Origin of the sequence: Peribacillus huizhouensis (genome assembly GCF_014138605.1) — a bacterium.
GTDB lineage: Bacteria > Bacillota > Bacilli > Bacillales > DSM-1321 > Peribacillus > Peribacillus huizhouensis.
In genome coordinates this window covers 381,889-394,027 of sequence record NZ_JACJHX010000004.1, presented here as the reverse complement: position 1 = coordinate 394,027, position 12,139 = coordinate 381,889, and the positions used below count along the sequence as shown (strand labels likewise).

Here is a 12,139-nt window from a genome sequence, read left to right as displayed (position 1 = left end):
ATGGAAGGAGTAGATGAAAATGAAAGTAGTTGTTTGGAACGAATATCGTCACGAAAAAACCAACCCGAACGTTGCTGATGTGTATCCTGATGGGATCCATCAAGCTATTGCATCTTTTTTAGAGAGTGAGACTCGGCATGTTACGACCGCAACACTTGATGAAGAGGAACATGGATTACCCGAACACGTTCTTCAGGAAACGGATATATTAATTTGGTGGGGTCATATAGCGCATGATGAGGTATCCGATGATATCGTAGAAAAGGTGTACGAGCGCGTACTTAATGGAATGGGATTAATCGTATTACATTCTGGACATTTTTCGAAAGTATTTAAAAAACTTATGGGGACCTCGTGCGATTTAAAATGGCGTGTGGCGGATGAGAAGGAACGTTTATGGGTCCTTGATCCAAGCCACCCAATTACACAAGGTATCGGAGAGTATATTGAGCTTGAAAAAGAAGAGATGTATGGGGAGCATTTCGATATTCCCGCACCAGATGAACTGCTGTTTATGAGCTGGTTCGAAGGTGGAGAAGTATTCCGAAGTGGATGTACATACCGTCGTGGAAACGGGAAGATTTTTTACTTCCGACCTGGTCATGAAACATATCCTACCTATCATCACCCTGATATTCAACGAGTGATTTCGAATGCTGTTGAGTGGGTTAAGCCGGTAGAAAACGCTAGACCTGTTTATGGAAATGCACAAGCGTTGGAAGCCATATCAGGAAAAAAATAAGAGAAGACAGATTGAAAGGGAGATAGAATGATGAGTCTATTAAATATCGGTGTAATCGGTTGTGGGAGTATCGCAAAGAACCGCCATCTTCCGGAATATAAAATGAATAAATCTGCAGAAATCATAGCAGTTTGCGACATTGTAGAGGAACGGGCTCTGGAGTTAGCGGAATTGTATGGAGCAAAGGCATATACTGATTATATGGAACTACTGAATAATCCTACTATTGATGCTGTTAGTATTTGTACGCCAAATTATTTTCATGCTCCAATGACCATTGCTGCTTTAGAAGCTGGGAAGCATGTTCTTTGTGAAAAACCGATGGCGACATCACGTGAAGAAGCAGAGAAGATGATTGCTGCAGCGAACAAAGCCGGTAAGAAATTAATGATTGCCCATAATCAGCGTTTTGTAGATTCCCATCAAATAGCGAAGGAGCTCATCGCAAGTGGGGAGATAGGGAAAGTCTATAGCTTTCGTTCAGCATTTGGTCATGCTGGTCCAGAGTCATGGAGTGCTGACGGTAAAGACAGCTGGTTTTTTAAGAAAGAACAAGCATTTATCGGGGCAATGGGTGATTTAGGGGTTCATAAAACAGATTTGCTTCGCTATTTATTGGGTGAAGAATTCGTAGAAGTGGCAGCATTTGTTAAAAGTAGTTCGAAGGAAAATAGCGATGTAGACGATAATGCTACCTTTATTTTGCAAACAGAAAGCGGAATTATTGGAACGCTAGCGGCGAGTTGGGCTTATGTAAAAGAAGATAACTCGACAATTATTTATGGTGAAAAAGCAATATTGAGGCTAGAGGATGACCCAGAGTTTTCGTTGGTTATTCAACGGGCTAATGGGCAAGTTGAAAATCTCAGATTAGGGAAAATTCAATCGAATGAATCAGGTGGTCAGCATGATACACAGGTGATTAGCCAATTTATCATCAGTATTAATGAAGATAAGGAACCACTCATTAATGGATTGGAAGGGATGAAATCGTTAAACGTCATCCTTGGCGCTTTGGAATCGAATGAATCGAAGAAAATAGTCCGATTATAAGCGAGCAGTCTAGATGAATTCAAGGGAAATGAGGAGAGGTTTACTTGGCTCCTTATTATTGCAAGATTGACAGGTTTTTTCGATTGGACGTAATGGCATTTTTTTGTAAACAAATTTGAAGGAGCCAAAAACAATATGAATAGATTGAAGATGGGGATTATTGGAGTAGGTGGAATTACCCAGAGCAGACATATTCCTTCTTTTCAAAAGCTGCAAGATAAAGTTCAAATATATGCAGTTCAAGATCTAGATGAGTTGAAAGCTCATGATGTAGCACGTACTTATCATATTGAAAAAGTATTTCCGAACTATCAAGACATGTTTGCGGAGGTAGATGCGGTGACGATCGCTACTCCGAACAAATTTCATGCGGAAATCGCGATTGCAGCATTGGATGCAGGTGTTCATGTTTTATGTGAGAAACCCATGGCGATTTCTGTGGCTGATTGTAGAGCGATGGTAGAGGCAGCGAATCGTTCTGGGAAGATTTTAGCGACAGCCTATCATTATCGGTTCATGAAGGAAGCGCAGGCCGCAAAAAAAATAATCGAAGCCGGTGAAATTGGCGAGCCGTATGTTGCGCGTGTTCAAGCATTACGTCGGCGTAAGGTGCCTGGTTGGGGTGTTTTTACAAATCAGGATCTGCAGGGTGGAGGCAGTTTGATCGATTATGGGTGTCATTTGCTCGATTTAAGCTTATGGCTGATGAATGATCCCGAACCGACGGAGGTAATTGGTTCTACTTATAACTATGTAAGTAAAGGGATGGATCAGGTTAATCTCTGGGGGAACTTCGATGCATCAGCTTTCGAGGTGGATGATCATGCGACGGCATATATTAAGTTTGCCAATGGAGCGTCTTTAATTTTTGAAACATCATGGGCTGCGAATATTCGTGAAGAGGCAAATACATTAAGTTTATCAGGAACTAGAGGCGGTTTGGATGTGTTTCCATTGTTAGTAAATCAAGCGAAATTCGGAATGCTAATGAATAATGAAGCCGTCTGGATGCCAGGTCAGGATACTCCTGACGTAGAACAGGCAGAGAATTTTGTTGATAGCTGCTTAGGATTGGCAGAACCATTAGTGAAAATGGGAGAGGCATTGAAGGTTACAAAAATTATTGAAGCGATATATCAAAGTTCTGCCAGTGGTAAATTGATCAGTATTTAATAGTGTTGAGGCGACAATATGAATAGAGGGTGGATAAAATGAAACTAGGTGTGTTCGCTGTATTATTTTCACAAAAAACGTTCGAAGAGATGCTGGATTATGTGGCAGAGGCTGGACTGAAAGCGGTTGAAATTGGAACAGGGGGCTATCCAGGTAATGCTCATTGTCCGTTGGATGAGCTTTTAGAAAATGGAGAAAAGCGTCAGCAATATTTAGAAGCCGTACAATCACGAGGTTTAATGATCAGTGCTTTCAGCTGTCATGGAAACCCAATTTCACCAGATCAGAGTTTAGCAAAGGAAAGTCATGAAACGTTAGTGAAGACGATTAAATTAGCTTCTCTGCTGCAGGTACCTGTCGTGAATGCATTCTCGGGAACTGCCGGTGACCATGAAGGGGCTAAATATCCGAACTGGCCCGTTGCGCCTTGGCCGATGGAGTATAGTGACGTGCTTGCATGGCAGTGGGAGAAGAAACTAATTCCATATTGGAAAGAAATCGGCAGGCTTGCAGAAGAATCGAATGTAAAGATTGGTCTTGAGCTTCATGGGGGATTCCTTGTCCATACACCTTACACGTTATTAAAGCTTCGCGAGGAAACATGCAATGCAATCGGGGCAAACTTGGATCCGAGCCATTTATGGTGGCAGGGCATTGATCCAGTTGGCGCAATCAAGATTCTTGGTAAAGCCGGCGCGATTCACCATTTTCATGCAAAAGATACGTATCTGGATCAGGATAATATCAATATGTACGGGCTAACTGATATGCAGCCTTACGGAAACATCCAATCACGCGCGTGGAATTTTCGTTCAGTCGGCTGTGGACATAGCATTCAGGAATGGTCGGATATGATGAGTGCACTTCGTACTTTTGGTTATGACTATGTCGTTAGTATCGAACACGAAGACCCGCTTATGTCCATCGAAGAAGGTTTCGCCCGCGCAGTCAAAAACCTCGACTCCGTCCTAATTAAAGAAACTCAAACAGACATGTGGTGGGCATAAATTTTTAAAGATATTCCAATAGTAGGTAGTCAATCTAATGGCTACCTTTTTATGTTGCATTTGAGTCAGAAATTAATTCCGAAATGATAGAAGGATACCACGTTTTCGAGTGGTATCCTTTTATGGTTTTATTCATGCGTTATGCCATGGAGTATCTATGATCACTTAAAAATTTGCCCGATTTTCTCTATTTCATCTTTTGTAAGAACAACTTTTAAAGTGTTGAGATTTCGACTTACTTGCTCTGGTTTCTTCGCACCTGGAATCAACACATCAATCGCTGGTTGCTGTAAATACCATGCAAGGACAATATCGGCCACTTCTACTCCTTTATTGTTCGCGATTTCCCGGACTTGTTCGACCTTTTCTAGATTACTGATAAATGTGTCACCTTGGAAAAGGGGGTTTTGAGCCCGTCCGTCGTTAAAGGTGCTGTTACTATTATATTTACCACCGAGTAAACCGGATGCAAGTGGGAAATAAGGAATAAAGGAAATATTGTTCTTTTCTGCAAACGGGAGTAAGTCTCTTTCTGCTTCGCGTTTGAAAAGATTATACCATCCCTGATATACATCCACATAACCGTCTTTATTCGCCTCGATTAATTGCTCCGATGAAAAGTTAGAAACGCCGATGGCACGAATTTTCCCTTGATCTCTTAACTCTTTTAATGCGCCTACTGCTTCATCTTTCGGAGTAGCTTCATCGGGAAAATGAATATAGAACAAATCAATATAATCCGTTTGCAACCGTTCTAAGCTACTTTCCACTGAGTCCCTTAAGAAAGCGGGGGAATTATCGAAAACCACTTTCCCATCGACAAATTTATGTGCACCCTTTGTGGCAATCACGATATCTGAACGATTTCCTCTTTCTTTAATCACTTCACCAATCAATTCTTCAGAACGTTTTGGTCCATAAATATAAGCAGTATCTAGAAAATTAATCCCGCTTTCAAAAGCTGCTCTGACTACATCTTTTCCTGTTTCGTCATTTAAATTAGGGTAAATATTGTGACCGCCAACTGCATTCGTTCCAAGTCCAATTGGGTTGACATATAAATCTGTTTTTCCTATTCTCACTTGCTGTACCAATACGACTCATCTCCTTTTTTTACACATGTATATCATAGCAAAAATTGGATTCATACATAAAATGGAATGAATTAAAATCAGATTATTCTTAAAAAAGCTCGGACTTGGAGCATGGTAATCATTATACAAGAAGGCTGTTTTCACATACTTTGTTGCTTTTCAATTATATCTACACGAACAACCTGGGGTGATTTCCGTGGGCGGTTTTAGAAGCCTCCTCAGACGGAGTCTCGCTCAACACGCTTCTCTAAGCGGGAGTCCCTCATATCCGCTCTAATTAACATCTGCTCGAATTGGTTTCTTGCTAAAAACAACAATCTTTACGAAAAGAGCTTCTGGCATGCAATCCCTAATTCTAGATTGGAAATAAGTGCCGAATGGGAGACTTATCCATCGTTTTCATTGGCAAAAACCCTATAAAATGTTAAAATAACCAATTAAATGGATGTTTTATTAAAATTTTTACACGCGTGGATAATATTGTTCTACAATTGTAAGTAGAAAGAAATTTATAATACGTGGATTTTTGTTAAAATAGTATGTTAGTAGTTATAAAGTGAAACTTCCATCAGTGGGGATTTTTTTCATCCCCACTGATGGTTAGTTGAACCAATCGGGGATTTACAGGCTGTTTATCCCCCGCCTATTTTTTCCTTGATTCTCTAAACAAAAGTTGAGGTGGGGGTCATACAGCCTGTTAAACCGGGATAAAAAAATTCTCATTTGAGTTTGATAAAATATGAGGTAACGGGGGACTAAAATGGTTTCGGATACTCTTTTAATTCACAAAAAATTTTATGAGACATTCGTGAACGATGTTCAAGATGGAGAACCGATTCAACTGCTTGGAGAGGCGTATTTAGAAGAACAAAAGAAAGAGGTTCCTGAGTTGTCAACGATCCGCTATGCGCAAGGAGAATTATATTTTCATTATAAGGACTTTGAAGCAGCGATCTTTAAATGGGAGAACATCGGGTCAGAACTTGAACCTTGGGCAAAGAAGAATGTTGCTGATGCCTATTATGAGCTTGGGATGCTTTCTACAGCTGAAGAACTATATAAATCAATTGCTTCTGAGATTCTAGTACTAAGAGCTGAAGTAGCGTTGCAATTGTTTACACTATACATAGAAGAAGAGCGGTTTGATCTTGCGTCCGCAACAATTAAAAATTTAGTATCCTTTCATCCGGATTATCCGAATGTTACGGAACTTGCCCGATCATTTTTTGATAGTCAAAAAGATTGGGAGAGTGCAATTGAACTTGTTGTAAATGAAAGTCTCAGAACAGGTGTAATAAAATGGTTTGATGTTCTTCAAGGATATGTAGACCTTGGGTATACGAAAAACTTATTACCTGTGTATTTCACACAAGTGTTGGAATTGTTATCGCTAACCGATCAGAAACGGTTCGAGAAGTTAGTAACCTCACTTTGGCAGGAATATCGCAAGCAAGAGGTGTATTTCGAGTGGCTAACTACGATCAATACTTTCTTTTACACGTTTGAAGTTGACGGGGCCCATTCATGGCATGATTTAGCGAATACTTTTAAAGATACCTACTTAGAATTAATAGATGGACAATACTTAGTTCATGAACTACAACCTATTGTTCCAGAACTCCTCAGTAATTGGTTAAGACTAGCGGATTCCTCTCAAGTCATGTTTGCCGCAGCAGCTGTATTGTCATGGAATGAAATCTTTAATGAACAAATGAATCCACTAGTCGTTGGGGATGCAGAAAATCTTTTAGCACAAAGCCATGTAAGTGAATCATCATTCCAAGCAAGTTCTGAACTTTATGAAGATGTGATTCAATGGTCCAACAAGCATGATGTTGATTCAGGAGAAAAAACAAAATGGCTCGTTGAAGTGTTAATGGATTTGGAAACTCAACATCTATTAATTACAGGAACTGATAAGTCAGAGAAGTCTTCGTTTGTTAACAGCTTACTTGGCGCTGAACTTAGCGAAGAAGAAACACCTGCATATTTAATCATTCGGGATAGTGAAGAACCTAATATCCTTGAGGTTACTGGAACAGAGCGTATTTCATTGTTGGATTTAGGTGATATTTCACCGAATTCGTTCATAGAGATGAACTATCCATCGCCTTTTTTGCAAGATCATTCACTCACTCTTATTGATACACCTCCTATGGATCGACATACAGTGATGAGTCCCGAATTTCTAAGCATTAGTCATGCGGCCGACACCATGGTATTTGTATTGGATGCGGTGTCGCCATTCACGGATTATGAGCGTGATATGTTGCTACAGGTGAAGAAACGGGCATCACATCTGTCTATTCATTTTGTGATGAATAGAATGGATAAGATTTCTAGTGAAAGTGATGCCATGCGGATCCTTGATGAAACGGCTGAGCGTATTGCAACGGATTTCCCTTCAGCCAATGTTTTTGCTTATTCTTCTGAGTATAATAATCGTAAACAAATGGAGGAAGCTTCTGAATTCGTCGCGGCAAGTCAGACAGGATTATTTATTGAACAGCTAAGAACGGATACTCTTCTATATTTTATCCGCCAAACATTAACATCTCTTTTAAATAAAAGGGTTGAAATGGAAAGTGAACGAGTAGATTCCATTGCTTGGAATGAAGAGATGGTCGTGAAGGTAAACGGTGCTATCAACCAGCTGATGGATCTGGAAAAAGATAAAATAAATACCATTTCTAAGAGTTATCGCTTGATTAAAGAAGAAGTGAAAAATGATTTGAAAGTGACGATCCCTAAACTTCTCCGTGAATGCTCAGAGTTGGTGAAGGAAGATAGTGATTTCAGTCAAATTCATCTCACTTTGAATGACGAAATGAATGTCCGAATTCAAGATTATATAAATCGCCGAGTAATGCCAAGATTTTATAATTCACTTCAACATTGGATAATGGAATCTAAACTAGATTTTACTCAATGTCAGTATGAGTTGAACGAAATGGCTGACGGATTTAATGCCTTGTATCGGGATAATCGCATGGATTTACAATGTGACTTTAAAGTACTGGATGATTGGGGTCGCGATGCAGATCGGATGACAAGTGGAGTTCGTATCGAACATGTGAATATTCTACTCCGTCATACACCTTCTCAATTGTTGCTAAAGGGAGCAGGTAAACTATTCGGTTCAATTGGGCAAAACAAAGCAGGGATGTATGCGCGCTACAAAAAATTCCTGGAAACGATGGATTATGATGATGTAGCTGAAATGATTGCTCGAAAATTCCTATCCCAATTCGAATTGTTCGAGAAATCATTAGATCGCGACATTACGATGTTTTTCCGCGGCGCAAAAGGGAATCTTCATGCAGCGGTTGAACAATCAGAATATGAAATTAAAGAAAATCAAGCAACACTTGATAAAATGCGTGAACGTCCAGAGCAATACCGTGATCCAATTACGCTTTTTGAAATCCGACTACGTCAGTATGAATGGATGCAGAAAGCGAGTAGATAAGACAAGAAGCCTGCAGGAGAACCTGCAGGCTTTCTTAAATGATAAAGTAAAAGTATTTTCAATCGTTTTGTTGTCTTCGAACTCAAGTAGCAAAATGGATCTACGCGTCGAATCTAGGGTTTATGCGTCAAAGCAGAAAAGTATGCTTCGAATTAGAAATAATACATCTACACAAATACAGAGGCTAGCTAAGTAAAATCAACATACTTAGTCTGCCTCTGTTTATCATTCAATTTGAACATGAGAAAAAGGAACAGCGAAATACTTTCTCTATGTACACGTTTTAAATCTTTGCTGTAATCTTTCCACCCGAATGAGCATTAATAAAGTGAATATCACCATTAAGTTTTGGAAATGAAACACGATAGATGAGTTCGTGATATTCATGCTGATTTTCTTCGTAATTTTTATTCCATATTAATTCAAAATCGAGGTCCTCAAGATAAAGGGACTTTGCCTCTTTTTCAGACAACATGGGCTGTACGTCGATATCTTCTAAACGATCCACATCAATGTCAGGGGCTGAATAATGCGTGATGAACCCTGTCGTTTTATTGACAGTGATGTGACAGAGACCAAAATGTGTTGAAATCCCTCTATGAAAGATGGAAAAATGGAACCCGTACTGAGTCGTTTCTTCCTCCTCATCTTCATTGGAGCTAGCAATACGGAAGTACTGATCTGCGTTTGGATACAATGTGTATAGAAATTTTAGAGCGATTGTTTTGCATTCTTCGTCCGATAATGACATTGGCCCTTCAGTATCCATAAAATTAAACAATCCTGTTATCTTGCCAGTTTGTTTATCGGTTCTAATTTTCAATGTATTTTCTGTTTTTCTTTGAAAATAGCTGTCAAGGCTAAGGTCATTGTTTACAGAATGAGGGGGGGCTGGATGCCATACGGTCACAATTTCATCCCCTATCTCTACTTCTCGGAGCTTCGTTAATGCATGTTTATCGAATCCAATAGCCTTATTAATATCAGAATAACCCGGTAACCTTTCAGGAAGGGGAAGATAGCTAATTTCGTAATCTTCTTCGTTTTCATTCTCAATGTTTCTTTCTGCTATTTGATCTGCAGAATGGGTGTAGAAGGGACAATTTGGTTGATAGACAAGACGAGGTGAAGGACTGACATTTTCATATACGTCAGAACTTAGATTTGTAATAAGCAGGTTCATTTTTACCTCAGCCAAAAACGATTGCTTTACCCATTCCTTGTCCAAAATTTCTCCAGGGAGCCTAATATCCTTCGCTTCACCATAATAACGGAATGCAAGAATATCTCCGCTAAAAGCCACATCTACATAAAAACCAGTCATTTCAAGCGGCAATCCAAGCTCCATTTGAACAGATGAAAACCGCATTCCATTGGAAAGTGTTTTACTTTTTTTCGGGACAAACGTTTTTAGAGCATCCTGATAATACTGGGAGACAAACTGAAGGGACTTTTCTAAAAGTTCTTCTTCTTGTAGAAGTAAATGGTGTAACACTGCCTCGTATTGATTGTAATGGAGTAAATGACCCTCACTGTCTAATTCAATCCATATTCCTTGTTCCGCGTCGTGAATGGATTTCCAGACAAACAGTGCCACTTGATGTTCTTCGCTAAAATCCTCAATCTCAAGCTCGAAGTCATTTGAAACCTTCCCTATTTGTAGAGCACGTAACTTGAGTCTTTCTTTATTCACAATTAATCCCCCCGATCCTAAATGGTCTATCTGCTGTAGTCTTATATCCTATTATAAGGTAATAGAAAGACATGGTTAAACTAAATATATCCAGTTTAAATGTCAAATATATGGAATTGCCTCTTAATTCTATAAAGTGAAAGTAGAGTAAGATATAAAAGATGAACAGATTTTGGTGCCCCGAGCAGTTTTTTTTGTCCTTTTTTGTAAAGAGAATAACTATTGCGTAAAATTATGTAAATCCTTTTAAAGTAAAATCTATTCATAATGTACTACCACTTCTCAAAAACTAGATGTTGTTAAATAAATAAAGTGGCTTTTTGTAGGTATAATGTCTCGTTTTTATATTAGTTACAGTAAAAAATTCCCTTTGATTTGGATCTATTTACTTAATTAGTGGGATTTACAATATCATTACAAACCTATGATAAGGAATTAAGGTTATTAATTTACAATACGCTTATAACATAAAATCAGGAGGAATGATCCCTTGTTTAGTAAAAATTTTAAGAAGAAGCTACTCCCTTTAGCCGTTATGTCCACTGTTGCTTTTAGTAGTTTAGGAATACCCTTTTCTGACGCTGAAGCAAAAGAAACAGAGAAGAACAATGCTGAAATTAAAAATGTCATCTTCCTTATTGGCGATGGGATGGGTGTTTCGTATACATCAGCTTATCGTTATTTAAAGGACAGTTCTACATCAAAATTTGTAGATCGTACGGAGCTTGATAAATATCTTGTTGGCCAGCAAATGACGTATCCAGAAGATCCCGAACAAAATGTAACGGACTCTGCTTCTGCTGCAACAGCTATGTCTGCTGGTATTAAAACATATAACAATGCTATAGCAGTAGATAATGATAAAACTGAAGTGAAAACGGTTCTTGAGGCTGCAAAAGAAAGTGGGAAAGCGACTGGACTTGTTGCTACATCAGAAATTACTCATGCTACTCCAGCAGCATTTGGTTCACATGATCCTAGCCGTCAAAACATGAATGGGATTGCGGATGATTACTTTGATGAATTAGTAAATGGGAAACATAAGATAGACGTTCTTCTTGGTGGAGGAACAGATTTATTTATCCGCAAAGATCGTAATCTTGTCGATGAATTCAAAAAAGATGGATTTAGCTATGTAACAAATACAGACGAGCTTTCAAAAGACAAAAATCAACAGGTTCTTGGATTATTTGCAGAACGTGGACTACCAAAAATGCTTGATCGTACGAAAGACGTACCTTCTTTAGAAAAAATGACAACTTCTGCAATAGACCGTTTAAAACAAGATAAAGATGGTTTCTTCTTAATGATTGAAGGAAGCCAAATTGATTGGGCTGGTCATGATAATGATATCGTTGGTGCAATGAGTGAAATGGAAGACTTTGAAAAAGCATTTAAAGCAGCGATTGATTTTGCGAAAAAGGATAAGCATACATTAGTTGTTGCGACGGCCGATCACTCTACTGGCGGTTATTCAATTGGCGCAAATGGCATTTACAACTGGTTTGGTGAACCAATTAAAGCAGCAAAACGTACACCTGATTTCATGGCGAATCAAATCGCAAATGGTGCTGGTGTAGAAGAAACATTGAAAAAATATATAGATCTTGATTTAACAGCTAAAGAAATTCAGTCTGTAAAAGATGCAGCTACTAAAAAAGAAGTCGATATTGATAATGCAATCGAAAAAATCTTTGACACGCGTTCTAACACGGGATGGACTACTGGTGGACATACGGGTGAAGATGTACCTGTATATGCTTATGGACCTTCATCTGAACGATTTGCAGGACAAATTGATAACACAGATAATGCGAAAATCATCTTTGACATTCTAGAAAAAGGGAATAAGAAAACGGTTATTAACGATAAATAAATTTGGCTTTACAAAAGGGGGCTGACACGTAT

8 protein-coding genes are annotated in these 12,139 nt (G+C 38.8%); 6 read left to right on the top strand and 2 right to left on the bottom strand.

Features of this window, described 5'->3' with window-relative positions:
* Positions 1–19: 19 nt before the first annotated feature.
* The 4 genes from HNP81_RS09390 to HNP81_RS09375 all read left to right on the top strand — a co-directional run bounded on the left by HNP81_RS09390 (position 20) and on the right by HNP81_RS09375 (position 3,975).
* The gene (locus HNP81_RS09390) at positions 20–742 is read left to right on the top strand and encodes a ThuA domain-containing protein (RefSeq protein ID WP_182502432.1); all 723 of its coding nucleotides are present in this window, start codon (positions 20–22) and stop codon (positions 740–742) included.
* 30 nt (positions 743–772) lie between these two features.
* Positions 773–1,795: a Gfo/Idh/MocA family protein gene (locus tag HNP81_RS09385; protein ID WP_182502474.1), complete on the top strand. Its 1,023-nt coding sequence runs from the start codon at positions 773–775 to the stop codon at positions 1,793–1,795.
* A gap of 135 nt (positions 1,796–1,930) precedes the next feature.
* The gene (locus tag HNP81_RS09380) at positions 1,931–2,968 is read left to right on the top strand and encodes a Gfo/Idh/MocA family protein (RefSeq protein WP_182502431.1); all 1,038 of its coding nucleotides are present in this window, start codon (positions 1,931–1,933) and stop codon (positions 2,966–2,968) included.
* A gap of 38 nt (positions 2,969–3,006) precedes the next feature.
* Positions 3,007–3,975, top strand: coding sequence for a sugar phosphate isomerase/epimerase family protein (locus HNP81_RS09375; protein WP_182502430.1), 969 nt, complete (start codon positions 3,007–3,009; stop codon positions 3,973–3,975).
* 161 nt (positions 3,976–4,136) lie between these two features.
* Here HNP81_RS09375 and HNP81_RS09370 read toward each other — a convergent pair whose 3' ends face one another.
* On the bottom strand, positions 4,137–5,069 hold the full coding sequence (locus tag HNP81_RS09370) for an aldo/keto reductase (protein ID WP_182502429.1): 933 nt from the start codon (positions 5,067–5,069) through the stop codon (positions 4,137–4,139).
* A gap of 760 nt (positions 5,070–5,829) precedes the next feature.
* On the opposite strand from HNP81_RS09370, the gene HNP81_RS09365 reads away from it, so the two are divergent.
* Entirely contained in the window at positions 5,830–8,538 is a 2,709-nt protein-coding gene (locus HNP81_RS09365; RefSeq protein ID WP_182502428.1) for a GTP-binding protein, read from the top strand.
* A 283-nt stretch (positions 8,539–8,821) separates the two neighbouring features.
* Here the strand turns inward: HNP81_RS09365 and HNP81_RS09360 are convergent, their stop codons facing one another.
* On the bottom strand, positions 8,822–10,231 hold the full coding sequence (locus HNP81_RS09360) for a YcdB/YcdC domain-containing protein (RefSeq protein WP_182502427.1): 1,410 nt from the start codon (positions 10,229–10,231) through the stop codon (positions 8,822–8,824).
* Between the two features lie 535 nt (positions 10,232–10,766).
* Between HNP81_RS09360 and HNP81_RS09355 the strand changes: the two genes are divergently transcribed.
* Entirely contained in the window at positions 10,767–12,107 is a 1,341-nt protein-coding gene (locus HNP81_RS09355) for an alkaline phosphatase (protein WP_182502473.1), read from the top strand.
* Positions 12,108–12,139 lie beyond the last annotated feature (32 nt).